The organism is Nocardioides sp. LHD-245 (assembly GCF_030929495.1).
Lineage (GTDB): Bacteria > Actinomycetota > Actinomycetes > Propionibacteriales > Nocardioidaceae > Nocardioides.
Genome location: NZ_JAVFWN010000002.1, coordinates 382,416 through 406,152, shown reverse-complemented (window position 1 = coordinate 406,152; position 23,737 = coordinate 382,416). Strand labels below are relative to the sequence as shown.

Below are 23,737 nucleotides of genomic sequence, written 5' to 3'. Positions count from 1 at the left end.
GAGGGCGACGATGAACATCGAGATCACCGACCACGTGCCGGGGTTGAGCGACGAGCAGGTGGCGCGCGCGGTGACCGAGGCCGAGTCCGGCTACGACCTGACGGATCGGCCCTCCGAGCCCAATCCGCACCTCGGCCGGGTCCAGTTGGTGCCCACCGACCTCTTGGACGCGATCGACGAGCGCGCGGCCAGGGACGGGGAGTCGCCCGAGGCGGTCGTTCGCCAGGCGCTCGCCGCCTACCTGCGGACCGCCTGAACCCGTCCGATCAGAGCGGACTCACCCGCGCGGGCAGGTCACCTGTTGGCCTTCTTGGCGCGGCTGGTGATCTTGGCCCGCTCGTTGGCGTCGAGGATCACCTTGCGGATCCGGACGGTCTCCGGCGTGATCTCGACGCACTCGTCCTCGCGGCAGAACTCCAGGCACTGCTCGAGCGAGAGCTTGCGCGGCGGGATGAGCTTCTCGAAGTTGTCGGAGGTGGCGGACCGGATGTTGGTCTGCTGCTTCTCCTTGGTGATGTTGACGTCCATGTCGTCGGCGCGGGAGTTCTCGCCGACGATCATGCCCTCGTAGACCTCGGTCGCGGGGTCGACGAACATGGTGCCGCGCTCCTGCAGCGAGGTCATGGCGTACGCCGTCGCGGCGCCCGAGCGGTCCGCGACGAGCGAGCCCGACTGGCGCGAGCGGATCTCGCCGGCCCACGGGAAGTAGCCCTCGGAGATGGAGTGCGCGATGCCGGTACCGCGGGTCTCGGTGAGGAAGTCGGTACGGAAGCCGATCAGGCCGCGGGCGGGGACGACGAACTCCATGCGCACCCAGCCGGTGCCGTGGTTGGTCATGCCCTCCATCCGGCCCTTGCGGTTGGCGAGGAGCTCGGTGATGGTGCCGAGGAACTCCTCGGGGGCGTCGATGGTGAGCCGCTCGAAGGGCTCGTGCACCTTGCCGTCGACCTCGCGGGTGACAACCTGCGGCTTGCCGACGGTGAGCTCGTAGCCCTCGCGGCGCATCTGCTCGACCAGGATGGCCAGCGCCAGCTCGCCGCGGCCCTGCACCTCCCAGGCGTCGGGGCGCTCGGTCGGGAGCACGCGGAGCGAGACGTTGCCGATGAGCTCGGAGTCGAGGCGGTCCTTGACCAGGCGGGCGGTGACCTTGTGGCCCTTGCCCCCCTTGCCGACGAGCGGCGAGGTGTTGGTGCCGATGGTCATCGAGATGGCCGGCTCGTCGACGTGGATGAGCGGCAGCGCGACCGGGTTCTCCGGGTCGGCGAGGGTCTCACCGATGGTGATCTCGGGGATGCCGGCGACGGCGACGATGTCACCGGGGCCCGCGGACTCGCCGGGCTTGCGCTCGAGGCCCTCGGTGACGAGGAGCTCGGTGATCTTGACGTTCTTGACCTCGCCGTCGCGGCGCATCCAGGCGACCTGCTGGCCCTTCTTGAGGGTGCCGTGCTTGATCCGGAGCAGCGCGAGGCGGCCGAGGAAGGGGGAGGCGTCGAGGTTGGTCACGTGCGCCTGCAGGGGGGCGTCGGCGTCGTACTCGGGGGCGGGGATGGTCTCGAGGATCGTGCGGAACAGCGGCTCGAGGTCGGTGCCCTCGGGCAGCGTGCCGTTCTCGGGCTTGGTGAGCGAGGCGATGCCGGCCTTGCCGGAGGCGAAGACGACAGGGAAGTCGAGCGCGTCCTGCGAGTGCGAGTCGTCGAGCAGGTCCATGAACAGCTCGTACGTCTCGTCGACGACCTCGTCGATCCGGGCGTCGCCGCGGTCGGTCTTGTTGACCACGAGGATCACCGGCATGTCGGCGTTGAGCGCCTTGCGCAGCACGAAGCGGGTCTGGGGGAGCGGGCCCTCGGACGCGTCGACCAGCAGCACGATGCCGTCGACCATCGACAGGCCGCGCTCGACCTCGCCACCGAAGTCGGCGTGGCCGGGGGTGTCGATGATGTTGATGACCATGTCGCCGTCGGCCATCTCCTGGGCCGACGGCCCGCGGTAGTGCACGGCGGTGTTCTTCGCGAGGATCGTGATGCCCTTCTCGCGTTCGAGGTCGCCGGAGTCCATGACGCGCTCGGCGACGCCCTCGGCCTGGTGGGCGCTGAAGGCGCCGGCCTGGTGGAGCATCGCGTCGACGAGGGTCGTCTTGCCGTGGTCGACGTGGGCGACGATGGCGACGTTGCGGAGATCGGTACGACGAGTCTGGGACACGAACGACCAGCCTACTGGCGTCGGACCTCTCGCCTCGCATCCGCACGATGACCCTAGACTCGCCCCATGCAGACCATCGGCCTTGTCGGCGGCATGTCCTGGGAGAGCAGCGCGGCGTACTACGAGGCGCTGAACCGCGGTGTCGAGCAGCGACTCGGCGGTCTGCATTCCGCCACGACGGTCATGGCGTCGGTCGATTTCGCCAAGGTCACCGAGCTGCAGGAGGCCGAGGACTGGGACGGCGTCGCCGTCATCCTGCGCTCCGCGGCCGAGTCGGTCGAGCGGGCCGGCGCCGACTTCCTCATGCTCTGCACGACCACCTTCCACCGGGTGGCCGAGCAGGTCCAGGACGCCGTCTCCATCCCGCTGCTCCACCTCGGCGACGTGGTCGCGGAGGCCTGCAAGGCCGAGGGTGTCGAGAGCGTCGCGCTCCTCGGCACGAAGTTCGCGATGTCGCGCACCTTCTTCACCGACCGGATCGCGAGCCACGGTCTCGGCGTGCTGGTCCCCGACACGGCCCACCACGACGAGCTCAACCGGATCATCTACGACGAGCTGGTGCACGGGAAGGTCGTCGACGACTCCCGCCGCGCGGTCGTCGGCATGATCAGCGAGCTGTGGGACGCCGGTGCCGGTGGCGTCATCCTCGGCTGCTCCGAGCTCGAGCTGCTCATCCGGCAGGCCGACTCCGAGATCCCCGTCTTCCCCTGCACCACGCTGCACGTCACGGCGGCGCTGGACCGCGCGCTGGCCTGACGGCGGGGCCGCGCTACGACGCGGCGAGCACCATCCGCCTGCCGCGCAGCTCGTCGAGGAACGCCACGATGTCGTCGCGACAGGCCTCGGCGCTGACGTCGTACTCGGCGGCGACGAGCTCGCACAGCTCGCCGACGTCGCGCGGCTGCGCGAGGTGGCGCCACACCGCCGCGGCGACACCCTTGACGGAGTAGTACTCGCCCTGGGCGAGTCCCATCATCACGAACTCCTCGCCCATCTCCACGGCCTGGAGCGCGGGATCACGCATCCACTGCTCGGGTCGCTGCGCTGATCGCATGCTGCTCCTCTCGGTTGGGGGATGTCCCGGAGATGTGGTCCAGGATCGCGTCGGCGGAGGACGCGACCGAGTCGACCCCGCGAGGGCGGTCGACGCGCGCGAGGCGGGCGACCCGGGCCAGGGCGGCGCTGCGCGCCAGGTGGGTACGCCGCAGCTCGCCGACGAGGATCTCGTTGCGGTAGCTGTGCTCGTGCAGGATCGTGAAGGCGGCCGCTCCCGTGACGGGCACCACGCGCAGCGGGCCGTCGTACCGGTCGAGGACGTAGATCCAGCGGACGGGCACGGCTCCCGGCCCGAGCGCGCCGCGCTCCAGCGGCACGTGGAACTTGTCGAAGCCCGCGCCGACCCGGTCCAGACCGGACGACGGGAGCCCGAGCCGGTCGAGCGCGTCCTGCCACAGCTTGATCCGGGGCCAGCCGGGCAGCGCGCACCCGGTGGCGTCGACCGGCACGACGTCGTCACTGAGGACGACGTGCCCGCGCCGGTGCATCTCGGCGGCGAGGGTCGACTTCCCGGCGCCCGAATGGCCGAGCACCACGGTGCAGGCGCCGTCGACGACGAACGCGTTGCCGTGCAGGACGAGCAGGCCGCGCTGGGTCAGCAGCACGCCGAGCGCGGAGCCGAGCAGGAACAGCCGCAGCGCGTCGGCCGAGGCGCCCGGCGCCGGCTCGACGGTGATCCGGGTGCCCCGCTCGCAGACGTAGCGGCCGACCCCGGGCACGTCGAGGCCGACCCGCTCGCCGTCGGCCCAGAAGCCCCGGGGGAGCAGGAGCGCGTCCGCGGACGGGGGCCGCACGGTGCCCAGCCGGATCACGGCGTCCGGCCGTGCGGCGGGCACCCGCGAGGTCTCCGGGGCCAGCTCGGGCAGCGGGAGCTCGCTGTCGATGAGCAGTCCGTAGCCGGCGTACATGGTCGTCAAGGGAGGGGAGGAGGCTCAGGGCTGCCAGTTGAAGGCCCCGACGGGGGTCCACGCGCGGGTGGAGCCGCCGGTGACGGCGACCGGCTCACCGCCCGCCGAGCGGACGGTGACCCACGCGTGCGCCCGCAGCTCGCCGGCGTCGTCACGACGGAGCCCGAACACCACCGTGTGCGGAACCCGGGCGCCGCGCAGCAGGATGCGCGCGGTCAGGGCCTGCGGGTAGCAGTCGGACGTCCACGGAGTCCGCCCGGCGGCACGCCCGATGGCCCGTCCGACCGCCCGGGCGCGGGCGACCTGAGGTGCGCTCGCGTCCGGAGGCGCCGGGGCCTCCGATCCGCCCGGCGCCGCCGGCTCCCCGAGGAGGCGGCGGACCACGCCGAACGGCAGGACGACCGTCAGCAGCCGGGTGGCGCCCAGCAGGTACCACGCGGTCGCCGCGGCGAGTCGGAGCCTGGGTGAGGTCAGCTGCCGAGCCCGAGGGTGATGTCGATGTCGATCTCGATGTCCTGGGTCGCCGTGAGGCTCAGCGTCTCCAGGGTGGGGGGAACGTAGGTCAGCTTCATAGGAGCTCCATTGGGTACAGGACGGAGAGGAGGGAGTGCCTCCGTCGACGGTGCAACGCGGATACCCGTGGGCAGGACACGGCCTCGTCCGTGCCTCACCCGTTTTTTAACCTTCCCGGCCTTCCCGTTCCTCCGACGCCGCTCCCGCCCGCGTGCCACGCTCGCGCCGTGACCGCCGACGCTCTCGACCTGCTGTGCCGGCTGATGAGGAGCGCGCTCGCCGCCGAGGAGGGGCAGGCCGTGGGGCGGGTCCCCGTTCCGGAGGCGTCGGTGCGGGCGCTGCTGGAGGGGGTACGGCGCCACCGGGTGCCGGAGCTGCTCCACTCCCGAGCAGACGACCTCGGTCTGCCGGGCGGGGCGGCGGAGATCCTGGCCGCGATGGTCGAGGGGGCGCGGCAGCGCCGGATGGTGCATGCCCTGGAGACGGTGCGCGCCTGGCAGCTGCTCGACACGGCCGGCATCGACGCGCTGGTCTTCAAGGGCATCCCGTTGGCGGTGCTCACCACCGGGCAGCCCGGCGCCCGCGGCGCGGGGGACATCGACCTGCTCGTGCGGCCCGCGGCGGCCGCGGAGGCGCACCGGCTGTTGAGCGCGTCCGGATGGGCGCTGCACGAGCAGTGCCGGATCGAGCCGGGCATGTGGGCCTGGCGCCACGTCCTGCGCTGGGGCCACACGCTGACCTATCTCGGCCCGGGTGCCGACGTCGATCTGCACTGGCGGCTGGACGCCATGCCGGGAGCCCAGCCGGACCCGGCCGCGCTGCTGGCGCGCCGTACGCCGGTCGAGGTCGGCGGCGTCGCGGTGCCGACCCTCGCCCCGGCCGATGCCTTCCGCCACCTCGCCGGGCACCGCGAGGGCTGGATCTGGCTGCGCACCCTGGTCGATCTGCGCCGGCTGGCCCGCGACCCGGACGTCTTCGCGCAGGAGCTGCCGGCGCCGGCGCTCGCGTCCCTCGCCGCGGCGCGCGCGACCGTCGGGCTGCCGGACTCGGTGCCGGCGCGGGTGCTCGCGGCCATCGACCGGGTGCCGGACGCCGTGGTGGCCCGGGCCCGGGCCAGCCATCTGCTGCCCGTCGCGGCGTGGGGTGGCGCGAGCACCGCTCGTGACTTCCGCAACGGGCTCGCCTCCACGCGGGGACCGCGTGATCTCCGGCAGCTCGCGGTCGGCCTCGTGCTGCCGGCGCACGCCGCCCTGCCGGTCCGCTCGGCCACCGCCTGGGGTGGCGTGCCGCGCGCCTTCGCCCTGCGCGCCCAGCGCCTCGTGCGCCGCTGATCCGACCGGGACCGGGCGCGCGACCGGCTCAGACCCGGTGCACCTTGTGCGTCGCGGCCTGGGCGCGCGGCTTGATCACCAGCTCGTCGATGTTGACGTGCGCCGGGCGGGTGGCGACCCAGGTGATGGCGTCGGCCACGTCGTCGGCCACCAGCGGGTCGGGCACGCCGGCGTAGACCGCGTCGGCGCGGGCCTGGTCGCCCCCGAAACGGGTGAGGGAGAACTCCTCGGTGTGCACCAGCCCCGGCGCCACCTCGCACACCCGGACCGGCTGGTCGAAGAGCTCGAGGCGCAGCGTCTCGGTGACGACCTTGGTGCCGTGCTTGGCGGCGGTGTAGCCGGCGCCCCCCTCGTAGGCTCCCCGCCCGGCGATGGATCCGACGTTGACGACGACGCCCGCGCCGCTCGCGACGAGGGCGGGCAGCAGTGCCTTGGTGACGCGCATCAGGCCGAGCACGTTGACCTCGTACATCCGGCGCCACTCGTCGGCGTCCGCCTCGGCCACCGGGGCGAGCCCGAACGCGCCACCGGCGTTGTTGACCAGGACGTCGAGACGGGGTCCGACCGTGGCGGCGAGGGCCGCGACCGACGCGTCCACGGTGACGTCGCAGACGACCGCCCGGCCGCCGATCTCGGTGGCGAGCGCCTCGATCCGGTCGACGCGGCGGGCCGCGCAGACCACCTCGAACCCCTCGCGCGCGAGGTGGCGTGCGGTGGCGGCGCCGATGCCGCTGGAGGCTCCGGTGACGACGGCGATGCGGGTGCTCATGGACCCATCTTCGTGGCTCGGGAATGCCGGGCACACTGACAGGGTTGACCGATCGACCGGCAATGGGTGCGGACAGCGGGAGGTGCGATGGGGGAGTCGATCGGTCGGGTCGCCATGATCAGTCTGCACACGTCCCCGCTCGACCAGCCCGGGACCGGTGACGCCGGCGGCATGAACGTCTATGTCATCGAGCTCGCCCGGCGCCTGGCCGACTGCGGCATCGAGGTCGACATCTTCACCCGCGCGACCAGCTCGCGACTGGACCCCGTCGTGCCCGTCCGCGACGGCGTGACCGTGCACAACGTGCACGCGGGTCCGTTCGAGGGGCTGACCAAGGACCAGCTCCCCGGACAGCTGTGCGTCTTCGCCCGCGAGGTGCTGCGCGCCGAGGCTGCGCACCCGGCCGGCCACTTCGACGTCGTCCACTCCCACTACTGGCTCTCGGGCCAGGTCGGCGCCCTGGCCCGCGACCGCTGGGGCGTGCCGCTCGTCCACTCCATGCACACGATGGCGAAGGTCAAGAACGAGGCGCTGGCCGACGGCGACGCCCCCGAGCCGCAGGCCCGGGTCATCGGCGAGGAGCAGGTGGTCGAGGCCGCCGACGTGCTCATCGCCAACACCGACCTCGAGGCCAAGCAGCTGATCAACCTGTACGACGCCGACCCGGGGCGGGTCGAGGTCGTCCACCCGGGCGTCGACACCGAGGTGTTCCGCTCCCTGACGCCGGCCGACCGGGCCCGGGCGCGCCGTGAGCGCGACCTCGACGACGAGGCGCTGGTGCTGCTCTTCGCGGGCCGGATCCAGCCGCTGAAGGCGCCCGACGTGCTGCTGCGCGCCGTCGCCGAGCTGCTCGCCCGGCGCCCGGACCTGCGCCCGCGACTGGTCGTCCCGGTGGTCGGCGGACCGTCCGGCAGCGGTCTGGAGCGGCCCGCCGCGCTCGCCAACCTGGCCACCGAGCTGCGCATCGACGACGTGGTCCGCTTCGTGCCGCCGGTGCCGCAGGACCAGCTCGCCGACTGGTACGCCGCCGCCACCCTGGTCGCCGTACCGTCCTACAACGAGTCCTTCGGCCTGGTGGCCGCGGAGGCCCAGGCGTCCGGTGCGCCGGTCGTCGCCGCGGCCGTCGGCGGACTGACGACCGTCGTACGCGACGGCCACAGCGGCCTGCTGGTCGACACCCACGAGCCGCACGACTGGGCCCTCGCCCTGGAGCGGGTCGTCGCGGACCCGGCCTACCGGGACCGGCTCGCCGCCGGTGCGCTCGTGCAGGCCCGGCAGTTCTCGTGGGAGGCCACCGCGGCCCATACGGTGGAGGTCTACGAGCGCGCCCACGCGCTCCTGCGGCAGGAGGCGCGCGTCGGATGACCCACCCCGACCCGAGCGGTCCGGCGGACGTCGTCCGTGCCTGGCTCTCGGACAACGAGATCGCGTTCGAGGAGACCGAGGAGCGCACCTTCAGCTTCGCGCTCCCAGGTGAGAAGAAGCTGCAGACGCCGGTCCGCCTCGACCTCGGGCCGCACGCGCTGGGCGTGCACGCGTTCGTGTGCCGGCGGCCCGACGAGGAGTTCGAGCGGGTCTACCGCTGGCTGCTCGAGCGCAACATGAGGATGTACGCCGTCGCCTTCGGCATCGACCACCACGGCGACATCTACCTCGACGCCCGGTTGCCGTTGTCGTCGGTCACGCCCGACGACCTCGACCGGCTGCTGGGCTCGGTGCTGGAGTACGCCGACTCCGCCTTCAACACCATCCTCGAGCTCGGTTTCGAGTCGTCCATCCGCAAGGAATGGGCCTGGCGTATCGAGCGCGGCGAGTCGACGGCCAACCTGGAGGCGTTCCGGGGCTGGCTGGAGGCCGACGCGCCGGAGTGAGCGTCGGCGGCCCGGCCTACGGTCGGGACATGACGAGCATCGCCGATCGCCGCGCCGCCTTCCGCGCCCTCCACGAGAGCGGCTGTTTCCTGCTGCCCAACCCCTGGGACCGCGGCTCCGCCCGCTATCTCGAGCACCTCGGCTTCGCTGCCCTGGCGACCACCAGCTCGGGCGCCGCGTGGAGTCGCGGCCGGCCCGACGGCTCCGCGACCCGCGACGAGGCGCTCGACCACCTCGCCGACATCGTCGGCGCGACCGATCTGCCGGTCAACGCCGACTTCGAGAACGGCTACGGCGCCACGGCGCAGGAGGTCGCGGAGAGCGTGGCCCTGGCCGTCGAGACCGGTGTCGCCGGCCTGTCGGTCGAGGACGCGCTCGCGGGCGAGCCCTACGACCTCGGCGTGGCCGCCGAGCGCATCGCCGCCGCCCGGGAGGCGATCGACGCCAGCGGCCACGACGTCCTGCTGGTCGGGCGCGCCGAGGGGTTCATCATCGGCCGCCCCGACCTCGCCGAGGTCCTCGACCGGTTGCGGGCCTACGCCGCCGCGGGCGCCGACTGCCTCTACGCGCCCGGCGTCAGCGCCCCCGACGATGTCGCGGCCGTCGTCGCGGCCGTGGCGCCCAAGCCGGTCAACCTGCTCGTCGGCGGCCCGAGCGCTCTCACGCTCGCGCGGATCGCCGATCTCGGCGTCCGCCGGGTCAGCGTGGGTGGCGCGCTGGCCCGCTCGGCCTGGAGCGGGTTCGAGCGGGCCGCCGATGCCCTCGTCGACGGGCGCTTCGACGGCTTCGACGGATCCCCGGCCGGTGCCGACCTCAACGCCCTGTTCCGTGACGGGCCGGAGGCGGACCAGCAGCGCTGATCCGCCTCCGGTGTCCCCGGTGGGCCGGCCGGGTCAGCGGCGTACCCGCCACTTCACCACGGCCGGCGTGGTCTCGACCTGGCCGGAGGTCCCGACCGAGCGGACCCTGACCTTGTGCTTGCCGGGCTTCAGCTTCTTGACCCGCAGCGGCGACGAGCATGCCTTCCACGCCTTCGCGTCGACCTTGCACTGGAAGGTCACGTTGCCCTTGTCGGCGGTGAAGCCGATGGTCGCCTTGCGCTTCGTGGTGTTCTTCCTCGGCTTGCTGGTGATGGTGGTGTTGCCGGGCGCGTCGGTCCTGACGATCAGCTCGACGCTCGTGACGAAGCCGCCGTCAGGACTGCTGTCGTCGGTCACGAAGAGTCGCCAGGTGCCGTTCGGCGAACTGCCGTTGAAGGCGCTGAGCGCGGCGCCGTACGGCGCGCCGGGCGCGGGTGGGGCGAAGGCCTCGGTGTTGTCGTTGTTGGTCGGCCGGTAGGTGCCGGTCGGGCACGGGCCGCCCGGAGGCATCGCCGGCGCGGAGTCGTCGAAGCGCCAGTCGACGTCGTCGACGTCCCCGGTCCCGCAGGTATCGGACACGAGCAGCGCGCTCGCCCCGGTCGGGCCGACCAGCAGGATGTCGAGGTCGGTCGGCCAGGTGTGGCTGACGCCGTCGAGGCGGACGTCGAGGTCGGTGATGGCGCCGGCCTCGCCGCTGACGTCGAGTTGGTACGGGTAGGGCACGGCGTTGCCGGTGACCGGGACGTCGATCACCGAGGACTCGGTCGTGATCCGCACCGAGAACCCGCCGCTGATCGTGCCGATGTCGCCGCCCGCGTCGTCGACCACGTAGAGCGTCCACGAGCCCACCGGGTTGCGGCCGTCGAAGACGGACAGCGAGGGCGCCACCGTGAGACCGGCCGGGGTGTTGTCGCCCTCCGCCACGTTCGTGGGCCGGAACGAGCCGCTGGCGCATCCCGCGCCCGGCAGGCTCGCGGCGGCCTCGTCGTCGAACGTGAACGTGCCGTTGATCGGGCCGCCGCCACAGGCGTCGGACATCAGCTTGACGGCCTGGTTGGCGTCACCGGGCGCCCGGAGGTAGACGTCCAGGTCCGCGGCGAAGGTGTGCGACAGGTTGGTCAGGACGACGTCGACGTCGGTGATGCTGCCGCCGAACGGCGAGACCGACACCGACCGGGTGACGGTCGTGGCGTCGGCGATCGCGATCGCCGCGCTGTTGGTGAAGGTCCCGGATGCCGCCTGGGCGGGACCTGCGGTGGTGAGGCCGGCGAGGCCTCCGAGGGTGATGACGCCTGCGGTCATCAGCGCGAGACGGCGCATGACTGAGCCTTTCGGAGGGGGTGAGGTGCTGACCTCCTCCAGACCCGCGGGCCCCCGGCCGTGATACGGCGACTTTCGCCGGACGCCCGCACCCGCCCGTCGCCCGCCCGTCACCCGCCCGTGTGGAGCCTGCTCGCCTGCCGGGTCAGGTGGTCCCGCTCCGCGGTGTTCGTGGCACGCTCCGCGGCCCGCGCGTAGCGGCGGGCCGCCTCCTCCCGGTCGCCGGCCCGCTCGTGCAGCCACGCCGCGACGGCGTCGCGCCGGGGGAGGTCCTCGGGCAGTCCCTCGACCTGGCGCAGCCCGGCCAGCGGCCCGTCGACCTCGCCGACCGCGACGGCGCGGTTGAGCGCGACCACGGGGCTGGGGGCGAGCCGGAGCAGCTCGTCGTACCACTCGAGGATCTGTGGCCAGTCGGTCTCCGCCGCGCTCGCGGCGTCGTCGTGGAGGGCGGCGATCGCCGCCTGTGCCTGGTACTCGCCGAGGGCGTCGCGCGCCAGCGCCGCCTGCAGCACGCGGACCCCCTCCGCGATCAGCGCGGTGTCCCACAGCGCGCGGTCCTGCTCGGCGAGAGGCACCAACGCTCCCGACGGGGTACGCCGGGCGCGGCGGCGCGCGTGGTGCAGGAGCATCAGGGCGAGCAGGCCGTCGACCTCGGGGTCGTCGGTGGCGGCGGAGAGCTGGCGGGTGAGCCGGATCGCCTCGTCGGCCAGGTCGACGGTGCCGGTGAAGCCCTCGTTGAACACCAGGTACAGCACGCGCAGCACCGCGCCGACCTCGCCCGCCCGGTCGAAGCGCTCGCCGCTGACGGTGCGCTTGGCGCGGGTGATCCGCTGCGCCATCGTCGCCTCGGGCACGAGGAAGGCCTCCGCGATCTGGGCGGTGGTGAGACCACCGACCGCCCGCAGGGTCAGCGCGATCGCCGAGGCCGGGGTGAGCGCCGGATGACAGCACCGGCTCAGCAGCAGCAGCGTGTCGTCGTCCTGCTCCGACGGTCCGGGCTCGGGCTCGAGCTGCACCCGCAGCTCGCGGCGCTCCCGCGCGTACGCTGAGCGCTGGGCATCGACCAGCTTGCGCCCCGCGACTCTGATCAGCCAGGCCCGTGGGTTGTCGGGCCGGGTCTCCGGCCAGTGCCGCAGCGCCTCGATCAGCGCCTCCTGGACGGCGTCCTCGGCCGCCGCGAAGTCGGCTCCGCGGCGGACGAGGGCACCGAGGACCTGGGGGGTCAGGACGCGCAGGTCCACGCCCAGGTCGGTCATTCCGTGACGACCGGCAGCTCGCCGTAGAACGGGCGGACCTCGATCCACTCGTGGATCGGCGTGCCGCCGGGCCCCGGCGCCGAGGAGAGCCGGGCGGCGGCCTCGAAGGCCCGCTCCTGGCTGTCGACGTCGATGACCATCCAGCCGGCGATCAGGTCCTTGGTCTCCGCGAATGGCCCGTCGGTGACGGGCGGACGGCCCTCGCCGTCGTACCGGACGAAGGTGCCCTCGGGGGAGAGCGCCTGCTCGTCGACGAACTCGCCGCGCTCGCGCAGCTCCGCGGAGACCTGCCGCATGAAGTCGATGTGCGCGGTGACCTCCTCCGGCGTCCACTGGTCCATGGGGACGAGGTCGTCCTTGGCGATCGCGTGGTCGCCGCGGTAGTGCTTGAGCAAGAGGTACTTCGCCATGATGTTCTCCTCAGGTGCCGAGACGGCCATCTTGCCGCCTTCACCCGAGGGACGGAGCCGCCGACGCCTTCTCGACATCGGCGGCGACCTCATCCGAAGAGTTTCTGGATCCGGGTGATCCCCTCGTGCAGCGCGTCGTCGCCGAGGGCGTAGGAGAACCGGAGGTAGCCGGGCGCGCCGAAGGCCTCGCCGGGAACGGCGGCGACGTCGGCCTGGTCGAGGATGTAGGAGGCGAGATCCGACGAGCTCGCGACCTCCACCCCGCGGTGGGTCCGCCCCAACAGGCCCTTGACCGACGGGAAGGCGTAGAAGGCGCCCTGCGGCTCGGGGCACACGATGCCGGGTACGTCGTTGAGCAGGTCCACGATGGCCCGGCGCCGGCGCTCGAAGGCGGCCTTCATCTCGGTGACGGCATCGAGACCGCCGTCGAGGGCCGCGGCCGCGGCGACCTGGCTGACGTTGCCGACATTGGAGGTGGCGTGCGACTGCAGGTTCGACGCCGCGGCGACGATGTCGCGCGGGCCGACGATCCAGCCGACCCGCCAGCCGGTCATCGCATACGTCTTCGCGACGCCGTTGACGACGATGCAGCGATCGCGCAGGTCCGGGCAGAGGGCAGGCAGGGACGCGGTGGCGAGGCCGTCGTAGACGAGGTGCTCGTAGATCTCGTCGGTCACCACCCACAGGCCGTGCTCCACGGCCCAGGCGCCGATCGCGGTGAGCTCCTCGACGGTGAGGACCGCGCCGGTCGGGTTCGACGGCGAGGTGAGCAGCAGCGCCTTGGTGCGCTCGGTCCGGGCACGCTCGAGCTGCTCGACGGTGACCTTGAAGTCCTGGGTCTCGTCGGCGAACACCTCCACGGGGACGCCCCCGGCGAGCCGGATCGACTCGGGGTAGGTCGTCCAGTAGGGCGTCGGCAGCAGCACCTCGTCGCCCGGGTCGAGCAGGGTGGCGAACGCCCCGTACACCGCGTGCTTGCCGCCGTTGGTGACGAGGACCTGGCCGGTCTCGATCTCGTACGCCGAGTCGCGCCGGGTCTTGCGGACGATCGCGTCCTTGAGCTCGGGCAGCCCGCTCGCCGGGGTGTAGCGGTGGAACCGGGGCTCCCGGCAGGCGGCGACGGCCGCCTCGACGATGGGGGCGGGTGTCGGGAAGTCGGGCTCGCCGGCGCCGAAGCCGATGACGGGTCGGCCCTCGGCGCGCAGGGCCTTGGCCCGGGCGTCGACCTTGAGGGTGGCGGACTCCGCGATGGCGCGGACACGGGCGGAGATCCGGGGGCGCTCCAGGCTCATGTCCGCAGCCTAGGGCGTGGCACGACAAAACTGAACCATCGGTTCACTTTTGGTGAGGTGCCGCCTGCCCGGCAGGCCCGAGCAGGCGGCGGGCAATCCGGCGACACCTATTGACACAGGCGGTGGGCCAGATCACTATTTCGGATCAACGGTTTATCTAATGAACCAGCGACCGCAATCGGGCGTGGTTGCCTGGTCGAGTTGAAAGGTGAGGCGATGGCGCGATTTTCGCACGCACTCCGGCGCAGCGCGGTGCTCGTCGGCCTGTGCGTCGGCGCACTGGTGATCAGTGCCTGTGGTGGGCTCTCCGGCAGCAGTGATCCGGATGGCGACACGACCCAGGTCCTGCGGATCGGCATGGCCTCTGATGCCCAGAGCCTCGATCCGCCGAACTTCGTCCTCGCGGGCGACTTCACGCGGGACAACATGGTCTACGAGACCCTGGTGAAGCTGACCAACAGCGGTGGCTTCGAGCCCGGGCTGGCGACCGCCTGGGAGCAGGCGTCCCCGACCGAGTGGGACTTCACCCTCCGCGAGGGCGTCAAGTTCCACGACGGCACGGACTTCGACAGCGCGGCGGTGAAGCAGAGCCTGGAGCGGGCCGCGACCCAGTCGCAGGGCAAGGGCTTCCTCGGGGTCATCAAGGAGGTGCAGACTCCCGACCCGATGACGGCGCGGATCGTGCTCACCAAGCCCTTCTCGAGCATCCTGAACAACCTGACCGTCCTCGTGGCGGCGATCATCAGCCCCAAGGCGCTGGCGGAGAAGGACGACAAGCAGCTGGCCAAGGAGCCGGTCGGCACGGGTCCGTTCACCTTCGGCGAGTGGGTACCGGACACGACGATGTCCTTCGAGGCCAACCCCGACTACTGGGGCACCAAGCCGAAGCTGGACAAGGTCGAGTTCGTCCCGATCCCCGAGGCCAGCACCCGCTTCAGTGCCCTGCAGGCCGGTGACATCGACGTCATCGAGAACCCCCCGCCGGACCAGCTCAAGGACCTCGGTGGCGACTTCTACGCGATCACCGAGCCGAAGGCCCGCCCGATCTTCCTCGGCTTCAACCTGGAGACGGTCCCGAACCCGCTCGTCCGCAAGGCGATCGCGCACGCGATCGACCGCTCCGCGATCGTCGACGACGTGCTCGAGGGGGTCGGCAACGCCGCCGACGAGGGCCTGGTCTCGCCGGAGTTCTTGAAGAACGACCCGCCGATCAAGCTCGACTACGACCCGGAGGAGGCCAAGCGCCTGCTCGCGGAGGCCGGAGAGCCCAACCCGCAGCTCACGCTCACCCTGCCCTCGGCGCGCTACCTCAAGGACAAGGAGATCGGCGAGGTCGTCCAGCAGCAGCTCGCCGAGGTGGGCATCGATCTGAAGCTCGACGTCCAGGAGGCGGGCACCTGGTACCAGTCCCTCCTCGACCACAAGACCGAGATGTACTACCTCGGCTGGGGCATGAGCTCGGGTGACCCGGGCGACATGCTGGTCCGGGTCTTCCGCAGCGACGCCGTCAACAACATGTCGCAGTTCAAGGACCCGGCGGTCGACCAGGAGATCGACTCGCTCGCCACCCTCGAGGTCGGCAGCGACGAGCGGAACCAGGTGATGCAGGACGTCCAGCGTCAGCTCGTCGAGGACGACGCCGTGGTGATCCCGATCTACCACATGGTGAACTCCTTCGCCGCCCGCAAGGGTGTCGAGGGCTTCCACACCACCACCTCCGAGCTCATCGACCTCAGCGGTACGACGGTCGACTGAGCGGGTGGGGTGCCGGACTCATCCGGCACCCCGCCCACCCCCTCCCGCACCACCTCCCCGCACCCAAGCGCACGAGAAAGAGAAGCGAATGGTCTCCCCCCAGCCGTCCCGAGCACAGGTCGTGATCATCGGCGGCGGCATCATCGGTACGAGCGTCGCCTACCACCTGACCAAGCTCGGCGTCACCGACGTGGTGGTGCTCGAGCAGGGCAAGCTGTCGGGTGGGACCACCTGGCACGCGGCCGGCCTGGTGGGTCAGCTCCGGCCGACGGACGCGATGACGAAGCTGATCCAGTACTCGACCCAGCTCTACGCGACGCTCGAGGAGGAGACCGGCCTCGGGACCGGGTGGAAGCGCTGCGGCAGCCTCTCGGTCGCGCGGACCGAGGAGCGGATGACCTCCCTGCTCCGCACCCAGGCGACCGCGCGGGCCTTCGGCGTCGAGGCGCACCGGCTGACGCCGGAGGAGGCGGGCGCGAAGTGGCCCCTCATGCGCACCGACGACCTGGTCGGCGCGGTCTGGCTGCCCGGCGACGGCAAGGCCAACCCGACCGACCTCACCCAGGCCCTGGCACGGGGCGCCCGCGGCCGCGGCGCCGTGGTGTGCGAGGAGACCCAGGTCGTGGGCATGGACCTGCACGACGGACGGATCACCACGGTCCACACCCAGAACGGCCCGATCGAGTGCGAGACCGTGGTCAACTGTGCCGGCCAGTGGGCGGCCCAGGTCGGCGCGATGGCCGGCGTTCGCGTCCCCCTCCACTCGGTGGAGCACTTCTACATCGTCACGGACCCGATCGAGGGAGTGCACCGCGATCTGCCCGTGATGCGGGACCAGGACGGCTACATCTACTTCAAGGAGGAGGTCGGCGGCCTGGTGATGGGCGGCTTCGAGCCGGACGCCAAGCCGTGGGTCGGTCCCCACGAGATTCCCGACCCCTTCGTCTTCCAGCTGCTCGACGAGGACTGGGACCAGTTCGAGATCCTGATGGAGAACGCCATCACCCGGGTCCCGGCGCTGGAGCGGGCGGGGGTCAAGAAGTTCTACAACGGTCCGGAGAGCTTCACCCCGGACAACAACTTCATCATGGGTGAGTCGCTCGAGGTCCCCAACATGTACGTCCTGGCCGGCTTCAACTCCACCGGCATCGCCTCGGCCGGCGGCGCCGGCATGGCGATGGCCGAATGGATCGTCGCCGGCGAGCCCGACCGCGACCTGTGGCCGGTGGACATCCGGCGGTTCGCCCCGTTCAACAGCAACGAGTCCTGGCTGCGCGAGCGGACCAAGGAGACCCTCGGCCTGCACTACGCGATCCCGTGGCCGAACCGCGAGCCGGAGACCGGCCGGCCGCTGCGGCGCTCGCCGATCCACCACCTGCTCGACGAGCAGGGGGCGGTGATGGGCAGCCGCAACGGCTGGGAGCGGCCCAACTGGTTCGCGCCGGAGGGCACGCCGCGCGTCACCGAGTACTCCTTCGGCCACCAGAACTGGCGTCCGCTCGTGGATGCCGAGCACCGGGCGACCCGCGACGGGGTGGCCCTCCTCGACCAGACCGCCTTCGCCAAGTTCCTGGTGCGCGGTCCCGGTGCCGAGGACGCGCTGCAGTACCTCTGCGCCAACGACCTGGCCGTGGCGCCCGGGACGACGGTCTACACCGGGATCCTCAACGACCGCGGTGGCTACGAGTCGGACGTGACGGTGACCCGCACCGCTCCGGACGAGTACCTCCTGGTGACCGGCTCCGCGCAGGCCGCCCGGGACGAGCACTACCTGAACCGGCACCTGCCCGAGGGGGCGCGGACCGAGGTCGTCGACGTGACGTCGTCGTACGCGGTCCTCGGCATCATGGGGCCCCAGTCGCGGACCCTGCTCTCGCGGCTCACCCGGAGCGACCTCGGCAACGAGGCCTTCCCCTTCTACACCAGCCAGCGCATCGACATCGGGCCGGTCCCGGTGCGCGCCACCCGGGTCTCCTACGTGGGCGACCTCGGCTGGGAGCTCTACATCCCCACCGAGTACGCCGTCACGGCCTATGAGCGGCTCGTCGACGCCGGCGCCGACCTCGGCCTGACCGCGGTGGGCCACTACGCCGTCGACGCCATGCGCATCGAGAAGGGCTACCGGGCCTGGGGGCGCGAGCTCACCCCGGACCGCACGCCGGTCGAGGCGGGCATGACCTTCACCTGCAAGCTGGCCGGCGGGATCGACTTCCGTGGCCGCGAGGCGGTCGAGAAGGCCAAGCAGGCCGGGCCGCGCAGCCGCCTGGTGTCCCTGACGGTCGACTCCCCGGAGGCCGTGCTGTGGGGTGGTGAGCTCCTGCTCCGCGACGGCGAGCCGCGCGGATTCGTGACCTCGGCGGCCTACAGCGCCGTGCTCGGCCGCTTCGCCGCGATGGCGTACGTCGAGCCGGAGGTCGAGGTCGCCGACGCCGCCTACGTGCGGGAGGGCCGCTACCAGGTCGAGGCCGCGGGCGTCGTCTTCGACGCCGAGGTGGGTCTCAAGGCACCGTTCGACCCGACCGGCTCGCGGCTGAAGGGCTGACGGCGATGAGCGAGAGCAACCTGACCGCGCCCCAGCGCACCGCCGCACCTGCCTCCGACGGGATCGTCGTCTCCCTGTCCTGTGTGGACCGCCCCGGCATCGTGCGGGCGGTGGTGGACTTCTTCTACCGGCACGGCTGCGACATCGTGGAGAGCAACCAGTTCGGCGACACCGGCTCGGGACAGTTCTTCATGCGGGTGCAGATGCGGACCTCCGAGCAGACCCCGGCCCTGCCGGACCTGGACGACGCCTTCGCCGACGTCGCCGCGGAGTTCGGGATGGACTACCGCCTCGCTGAGCTCAGCCGGCCGATGCGGGTGCTGATCATGGTCTCGAAGTTCGACCACTGCCTGCAGGACCTGCTCTACCGCTGGTCCAGCGGGCTGCTCCCGATCGACATCCCGGTGATCGTGTCCAACCATCCCGACCTCGCGCCGATCGCGGCCTGGTACGGCATCGAGTTCGTCCACCTCCCCGTGACCCGCGAGACCAAGCCTGAGGCCGAGGCGGCGCTGCTCGAGCTCGTCGACCGCCACGACGTCGACCTGGTCGTGCTGGCCCGCTACATGCAGATCCTGTCGACCGAGCTCTGCAAGGAGCTCGATGGCCGCGCGATCAACATCCACCACTCCTTCCTGCCGAGCTTCAAGGGCGCCAATCCCTACCGGCAGGCGCACGACCGCGGCGTCAAGCTGGTCGGTGCGACCGCCCACTACGTCACCTCCGACCTCGACGAGGGCCCGATCATCGAGCAGAACGTCGCTCGCGTCGATCACCAGGCGTCGGTCCAGGACCTGGTGGCGCTGGGCCGGGACACCGAGGCGCACACGCTGGCCCGGGCCGTCCTGTGGCACGTCCAGCACCGGGTCCTGCTCAACGGGCACCGGACCATCGTCTTCCGCTGAGCTCGAACCTGAGAGAGGGAACCACCGTGAGCACCGACCGCGAGCGCCAGCTGCTCGCCTCCGTCCGGACCGACCTGTTCATCGCGGGGGAGTGGCGCTCGGCCGGCTCCGGCGCGACCTTCGGCGTGGAGGACCCGGCGACCGAGCGGGTGATCGCGCAGGTCGCGGACGCGACCGCCGAGGACGGCGGAGCCGCCCTAGAGGCCGCCCACCGTGCCCAGGAGTCCTGGGGGCGGACGCCGCCGCGGGAGCGGGGCGAGCTCCTGCGGCTCGCCTACCAGCGGACGATGGAGCGCGCCGACGACTTCGCGTTGCTGATGACCCTGGAGATGGGCAAGCCGGTGGCCGAGGCGCGGGGCGAGGTGCTCTACGCGGCCGAGTTCCTGCGCTGGTTCTCCGAGGAGGCGGTGCGCATCGACGGGCGCTACGTCGCGGCCCCCGACGGTCGCAGCCGGCTCCTGGTGCACCACCGGCCGGTCGGGCCGTGCCTGTTCGTCACACCGTGGAACTTCCCGCTGGCGATGGTCACGCGCAAGGTGGCGCCGGCGATCGCCGCCGGTTGCACGATGGTGATCAAGCCGCCGGCGCTGACGCCGCTGTCCACGCTGTTCTTCGCGCAGCTGCTCGAGGAGTGCGGGCTGCCGGCCGGGGTCCTCAACGTCGTGCCGACCAGTCGGGCCGGCAGTGTCGTGGCCCCGCTGGTGGCCGACCCCCGGCTGCGCAAGCTGTCCTTCACCGGATCGACGGAGGTCGGGCGGCGGTTGCTGCGCGACGCCGCGGACCAGGTGCTGCGGACCTCGATGGAGCTGGGTGGGAACGCCCCACTGCTGGTGTTCGAGGATGCCGACCTCGACGTCGCCGTCGAGGGGGCGCTCGCGGCCAAGCTGCGCAACATGGGCCAGGCCTGCACGGCAGCCAACCGGCTGCTGGTCCAGGACTCGGTGGCCGACGAGTTCGCCGACCGGCTGGCCGGGCGGATGGCGGCGCTGCGCACCGGGCGTGGCACCGAGAGCGGGGTCGACATCGGCCCGCTCATCGACGAGCCCAGCCGCGCGAAGGTCCAGGAGCTGGTCGACGACGCCGTCGAGCGCGGCGCCCGGGTCCTGACCGGAGGCAGCCCGCAGGACGGCGCCGGCCACTTCTACCCGCCGACCGTCCTGGTCGACGTACCGGCCGACGCGCGGATCCTGGCGGAGGAGATCTTCGGTCCGGTGGCACCGATCGTGACCTTCGCCGACGAGGCCGAGGGCGTCGCGCTGGCCAATGCCACCGAGTACGGCCTGGCCGCCTACGCCTTCACCCGGGACGGCGCGCGACAGCTCCGCCTCGCCGAGACGGTCGACTCGGGGATGCTCGGCATCAACCTGGGGGTCATCTCCAACGCCGCCGCACCGTTCGGCGGCATCAAGCAGTCGGGACTGGGACGGGAGGGCGGTGCCGAGGGCATCCACGAGTACCTCGACGTCCGCTACGTCGGCATCGCCGACCCGTTCTCCGCCTGACCCGCCCCACCCGATCTCGAAGGACCCCCCATGGTTGCCAGGATCCTCGACGGCCAGGCCGTCGCCGCCCAGCTGCTCACCGATGTCGCCGAGCGAGCCGCCCGCTTCGCCGAGCGGGTCGGGCGCGCCCCGACCCTCGCGACGGTGCTGGTCGGGGACGACCCGGCGTCGCACACCTATGTCCGGATGAAGCAGAACCGCTGCCGCCAGGCCGGACTGGACTCCGTCCGGATCGAGCTCGACGCGTGTACGACGAGCGAGGAGCTGGTCGAGCGGATCGCGGCGCTGGCCGCGGATCCCGCGATCGACGGCATCCTGCTCCAGCACCCCGTGCCGGACGGCATCGACGAGCACGCGGCCTTCGAGGCCATCGGTGCCGCCAAGGACGTCGACGGGGTCACCCTCGCCAGCTTCGCCGCGATGTCCTTCAGCGAGCCGGGCTTCGCCTCCTGCACCCCGGGCGGCATCATCCGGCTCCTGGAGGCCTACGACCTGCCGCTCGCGGGGCGTCACGCCGTCGTGGTCGGTCGCAGCCGGATCCTCGGCAAGCCGGTCGGGATGCTCCTGCTGGAGCGCGACGCGACCGTCACGTTCTGCCACTCGCGCACCGTGGACCTCGCGGACCGGGTCGCGGAGGCAGACATCGTCGTCGCGGCGGTGGGCCGTCCGGAGCTCGTCCGCGGTGAGTGGATCAAGCCCGGCGCGGTGGTCGTCGACGCCGGCTACAACCCGGGCAACGTCGGCGACGTCGAGTACGACGCCGCGGCGGCCCGCGCCTCGTGGATCACCCCGGTCCCCGGTGGCGTGGGCCCGATGACGATCGCCACGCTGCTGGCGCAGACCATGGACGGAGCGGAGCGCCACCTTCGTTGACTCGTCACTTCTGACCCGTCGAGTCGTCACGAACGTACCGTCGAGTCGTCACTTCGGCCCGCAGCGACGGGCAGAACTGACGACTCAACAGGTCAGAACTGACGACTCGACGGCTCGGTTCCGGCAACTCAACGGGGCCTGGGTCAGAGAGCGCTGGTGACGCCGGACGCGGCCGCGTCGGTGACGGGGAAGTGGCAGGCGGACCAGTGGGTCGCACCCTGGCGAGCCAGCAGGGGCACCGTGCTCACGCACGTCGTCGGCACCCGGCTGCCGTCATCGAGCCGGGTCACCTCGCCGTCCGACAGGCCGGACGCGATCGCGGTGGCGTGGAAGCAGCGGCGGTGGAAGGCGCAGCCCGACGGCGGATTGGCGGGGTTGGGCGGGTCGCCACGGAGCACGATGCGCTCGCGGGACCGCTCGACGGTCGGGTCGGGAACGGGGGCCGCGGAGAGCAGCGACACGGTGTAGGGGTGCCGGGGCGCGGTGAACAGGTCGTGCTTGTCGGCGACCTCGACCAGCCGGCCGAGGTACATCACCATCACCCGGTCGCTGACGTGGCGGACGACGGAGAGGTCGTGGGAGATCAGGATGTAGCTGAGGTCGAACTCGGTGCGCAGGTCCTGCAGGAGACTGAGCACCTGGGCCTGGATGGACACGTCGAGGGCGGACACCGGCTCGTCGAGGATGAGCAGCTGGGGGGTGACCGACAGGGCGCGGGCGATGCCGATGCGCTGGCGCTGGCCGCCGGAGAACTGGTGCGGGAACTGGTGCGCGTGCGCGGGCAGCAGGCCCATTCGCTCCATCAGCCCGTTGACGATCTCCTGCTTCTCCGCCCGGGTCTTGCTCGAGGAGGTGAGCGGCTCGGCGACGGTCGCCGCGATCCGCTGCCGGGGGTCGAGGGACGCGTAGGGATCCTGGAACACCACCTGCGCCCGCTGCCGGAACCGGCGCAGCTCGTTGCCGCCGAGACCGGTGACCTCCTGGCCGTCGACGACGACGCTGCCCGAGGTGGGCTCGATCAGGCGCAGCAGCATCCGGCTCAAGGTGGTCTTGCCGCAGCCGGACTCGCCGACGAGTCCGAGCGTCTCACCGCGGCGCAGGTCGAAGGACACGTCGTCCACCGCGGTGACGGCGGTGCCCGACCGGCTCCACCGACCGGTCCGGCCGAAGCGCTTGGTCAGGTGCTCGACGTGGAGGACGGAGTCCTCCCCGGCGACGAAGGGCAGGTCCTGGATCTCGGGCTCGGTGGCGGTCATGCGCCGACCCCCTCACGGACGACGGGCACGGGCAGCAGCTCCTCGGCATGATGACAGGCGGTGAGCTGGCCCGCGGGGGCCAGTCGGCGCAGCGGGGGGACCTCTTCGAAGCAGACCGCACGGTCACGCGCGACCGAGCAGCGGGGATGGAAGCTGCAACCGTTCGGCAGGCTCCGGATGCTCGGCGGCTGTCCGGGGATCGCGCGGAGCCCGGCGTCGTCGGCGTCGGGACGGGGCGTCGAGTCGCGCAGCGCCCGGGTGTAGGGGTGCACCGAGGACTGCAGGATCTGCTCCACGGTGCCGCGCTCGACCACGCGGCCGCTGTACATGACCGCGACCTCCTCCGCGTAGCGCGCGACGACGCCGAGGTCGTGGGTGATGATCACCAGCGACATGCCGAGCTCGGTGCGCAGGCGGTCCAGCAGCTCCATGATCTGGGCCTGGACGGTGACGTCGAGCGCCGTGGTCGGCTCGTCGGCGACGAGGACCTGCGGGCGCAGCGCGATGCCCATCGCGATCATCACCCGCTGGCGCATGCCGCCGGAGAGCTGGTGGGGGTAGTAGTCGACGCGCTGGGCCGGCTCGGGGATGCCGACCAGGCCGAGCGTCTCGATCGCCTGGGCGCGAGCCGCCTTGCGCGAGGCCTTGTCGTGATAGCGGATCACGTCGCCGATCTGCTGCCCGATGGTGAAGGCGGGGTTCAGGCCGGCGAGCGCGTCCTGGAAGATCATGCCGATGGACTTGCCGCGCAGGCGGCGCTGCTCGGCGGTGCTGGTGGTGTCGAGGGTGCGACCCTCGAAGACGATCTCGCCGGACTCCACGACCCCGCCGGCGGGGAGCAGCCCGAGCGCGGACAGGAAGGTCATCGACTTGCCCGAGCCGGACTCCCCGACGACGGCGAGGGTGCGGCCGCGATGGCACTCGAGGCTGACGTCGTTGACCGGGAACACCGGTCCGCGCTGGGTGTCGATCCGGCTGCGCAGATTGCGCAGCTCGAGGACGACCCCGGAGGTCTCGACGTGGACGGACATGGTCTCTCCCTGGCCGGATCAGATCACGATGTGGTTCACTAGGCAAACCGTTGGATCAACATAACCGTAGTTCTGGAGCCCCACAAGC

22 protein-coding genes are annotated in these 23,737 nt (G+C 71.9%); 11 read left to right on the top strand and 11 right to left on the bottom strand.

Annotation, left to right across the window (positions count from 1 at the left end):
- Positions 1–10 precede the first annotated feature (10 nt).
- Positions 11–256, top strand: a complete 246-nt coding sequence (locus RB608_RS04570) for a ribbon-helix-helix protein, CopG family (RefSeq protein ID WP_308086621.1) — start codon at positions 11–13, stop codon at positions 254–256.
- Between the two features lie 38 nt (positions 257–294).
- On the opposite strand, the gene typA is transcribed toward RB608_RS04570, so the two are convergent.
- Positions 295–2,199: a translational GTPase TypA gene (gene typA / locus RB608_RS04565; protein ID WP_308086620.1), complete on the bottom strand. Its 1,905-nt coding sequence runs from the start codon at positions 2,197–2,199 to the stop codon at positions 295–297.
- 66 nt (positions 2,200–2,265) lie between these two features.
- On the opposite strand from typA, the gene RB608_RS04560 reads away from it, so the two are divergent.
- Positions 2,266–2,955 carry an amino acid racemase gene (locus RB608_RS04560; protein WP_308086619.1) on the top strand — a complete coding sequence of 230 codons (690 nt, stop codon included), beginning with the start codon at positions 2,266–2,268 and terminating at the stop codon, positions 2,953–2,955.
- Positions 2,956–2,968: 13 nt separating this feature from the next.
- Here the strand turns inward: RB608_RS04560 and RB608_RS04555 are convergent, their stop codons facing one another.
- From RB608_RS04555 to RB608_RS04545, 3 genes are read right to left on the bottom strand one after another with little or no spacing between them, the layout of a single operon-like run.
- Entirely contained in the window at positions 2,969–3,253 is a 285-nt protein-coding gene (locus tag RB608_RS04555) for a PqqD family protein (RefSeq protein WP_308086617.1), read from the bottom strand.
- Entirely contained in the window at positions 3,216–4,172 is a 957-nt protein-coding gene (locus RB608_RS04550) for a hypothetical protein (RefSeq protein ID WP_308086616.1), read from the bottom strand. Before RB608_RS04550 ends, RB608_RS04555 begins: the two co-directional genes overlap by 38 nt.
- A 15-nt stretch (positions 4,173–4,187) precedes the next feature.
- Positions 4,188–4,637, bottom strand: coding sequence for a lasso peptide biosynthesis B2 protein (locus RB608_RS04545; RefSeq protein ID WP_308086728.1), 450 nt, complete (start codon positions 4,635–4,637; stop codon positions 4,188–4,190).
- Positions 4,638–4,903: 266 nt separating this feature from the next.
- On the opposite strand from RB608_RS04545, the gene RB608_RS04540 reads away from it, so the two are divergent.
- Positions 4,904–6,007 (top strand): nucleotidyltransferase family protein, encoded by a 1,104-nt coding sequence (locus RB608_RS04540; RefSeq protein WP_308086615.1) that lies wholly within the window; start codon positions 4,904–4,906, stop codon positions 6,005–6,007.
- A gap of 28 nt (positions 6,008–6,035) precedes the next feature.
- Here RB608_RS04540 and RB608_RS04535 read toward each other — a convergent pair whose 3' ends face one another.
- Positions 6,036–6,776, bottom strand: a complete 741-nt coding sequence (locus RB608_RS04535) for an SDR family oxidoreductase (RefSeq protein WP_308086614.1) — start codon at positions 6,774–6,776, stop codon at positions 6,036–6,038.
- 87 nt (positions 6,777–6,863) lie between these two features.
- Between RB608_RS04535 and mshA the strand changes: the two genes are divergently transcribed.
- Genes mshA through RB608_RS04520 form a run of 3 tightly spaced genes read left to right on the top strand, consistent with a single transcriptional unit; the run spans position 6,864 to position 9,507 of the window.
- The gene (mshA, locus tag RB608_RS04530) at positions 6,864–8,141 is read left to right on the top strand and encodes a D-inositol-3-phosphate glycosyltransferase (protein WP_308086613.1); all 1,278 of its coding nucleotides are present in this window, start codon (positions 6,864–6,866) and stop codon (positions 8,139–8,141) included.
- Positions 8,138–8,647: a YbjN domain-containing protein gene (locus RB608_RS04525; protein WP_308086612.1), complete on the top strand. Its 510-nt coding sequence runs from the start codon at positions 8,138–8,140 to the stop codon at positions 8,645–8,647. Before mshA ends, RB608_RS04525 begins: the two co-directional genes overlap by 4 nt.
- Before the next feature lie 29 nt (positions 8,648–8,676).
- Complete coding sequence (locus tag RB608_RS04520; RefSeq protein WP_308086611.1) at positions 8,677–9,507, top strand: isocitrate lyase/phosphoenolpyruvate mutase family protein; 831 nt, start codon at positions 8,677–8,679, stop codon at positions 9,505–9,507.
- Positions 9,508–9,540: 33 nt separating this feature from the next.
- Here the strand turns inward: RB608_RS04520 and RB608_RS04515 are convergent, their stop codons facing one another.
- The 4 genes from RB608_RS04515 to RB608_RS04500 form a co-directional block, all read right to left on the bottom strand.
- The gene (locus RB608_RS04515) at positions 9,541–10,827 is read right to left on the bottom strand and encodes a proprotein convertase P-domain-containing protein (RefSeq protein ID WP_308086610.1); all 1,287 of its coding nucleotides are present in this window, start codon (positions 10,825–10,827) and stop codon (positions 9,541–9,543) included.
- 110 nt (positions 10,828–10,937) lie between these two features.
- Entirely contained in the window at positions 10,938–12,083 is a 1,146-nt protein-coding gene (locus tag RB608_RS04510) for a sigma-70 family RNA polymerase sigma factor (RefSeq protein ID WP_308086609.1), read from the bottom strand.
- Positions 12,080–12,493, bottom strand: a complete 414-nt coding sequence (locus RB608_RS04505; RefSeq protein ID WP_308086608.1) for a YciI family protein — start codon at positions 12,491–12,493, stop codon at positions 12,080–12,082. The genes RB608_RS04510 and RB608_RS04505 overlap by 4 nt, the downstream gene beginning before the upstream one ends.
- 89 nt (positions 12,494–12,582) lie before the next feature.
- Entirely contained in the window at positions 12,583–13,785 is a 1,203-nt protein-coding gene (locus RB608_RS04500; RefSeq protein ID WP_308086607.1) for a pyridoxal phosphate-dependent aminotransferase, read from the bottom strand.
- A gap of 216 nt (positions 13,786–14,001) precedes the next feature.
- Here RB608_RS04500 and RB608_RS04495 point away from each other — a divergent pair, with 216 nt between their 5' ends.
- The 5 genes from RB608_RS04495 (at position 14,002) to RB608_RS04475 (ending at position 21,362) form a co-directional block, all read left to right on the top strand.
- Positions 14,002–15,540 carry an ABC transporter substrate-binding protein gene (locus RB608_RS04495; protein WP_308086606.1) on the top strand — a complete coding sequence of 513 codons (1,539 nt, stop codon included), beginning with the start codon at positions 14,002–14,004 and terminating at the stop codon, positions 15,538–15,540.
- A gap of 88 nt (positions 15,541–15,628) precedes the next feature.
- Positions 15,629–18,082 (top strand): FAD-dependent oxidoreductase, encoded by a 2,454-nt coding sequence (locus tag RB608_RS04490; protein ID WP_308086605.1) that lies wholly within the window; start codon positions 15,629–15,631, stop codon positions 18,080–18,082.
- Between the two features lie 5 nt (positions 18,083–18,087).
- Complete coding sequence (gene purU / locus RB608_RS04485; RefSeq protein WP_308086604.1) at positions 18,088–18,987, top strand: formyltetrahydrofolate deformylase; 900 nt, start codon at positions 18,088–18,090, stop codon at positions 18,985–18,987.
- A gap of 26 nt (positions 18,988–19,013) precedes the next feature.
- Positions 19,014–20,489: an NAD-dependent succinate-semialdehyde dehydrogenase gene (locus tag RB608_RS04480; RefSeq protein ID WP_308086603.1), complete on the top strand. Its 1,476-nt coding sequence runs from the start codon at positions 19,014–19,016 to the stop codon at positions 20,487–20,489.
- A gap of 30 nt (positions 20,490–20,519) precedes the next feature.
- Positions 20,520–21,362 carry a tetrahydrofolate dehydrogenase/cyclohydrolase catalytic domain-containing protein gene (locus RB608_RS04475; RefSeq protein WP_308086602.1) on the top strand — a complete coding sequence of 281 codons (843 nt, stop codon included), beginning with the start codon at positions 20,520–20,522 and terminating at the stop codon, positions 21,360–21,362.
- 143 nt (positions 21,363–21,505) lie between these two features.
- Here RB608_RS04475 and RB608_RS04470 read toward each other — a convergent pair whose 3' ends face one another.
- The gene (locus tag RB608_RS04470; RefSeq protein WP_308086601.1) at positions 21,506–22,618 is read right to left on the bottom strand and encodes an oligopeptide/dipeptide ABC transporter ATP-binding protein; all 1,113 of its coding nucleotides are present in this window, start codon (positions 22,616–22,618) and stop codon (positions 21,506–21,508) included.
- Positions 22,615–23,649, bottom strand: a complete 1,035-nt coding sequence (locus RB608_RS04465) for an ABC transporter ATP-binding protein (protein ID WP_308086600.1) — start codon at positions 23,647–23,649, stop codon at positions 22,615–22,617. The genes RB608_RS04470 and RB608_RS04465 overlap by 4 nt, the downstream gene beginning before the upstream one ends.
- Positions 23,650–23,737: the final 88 nt, after the last annotated feature.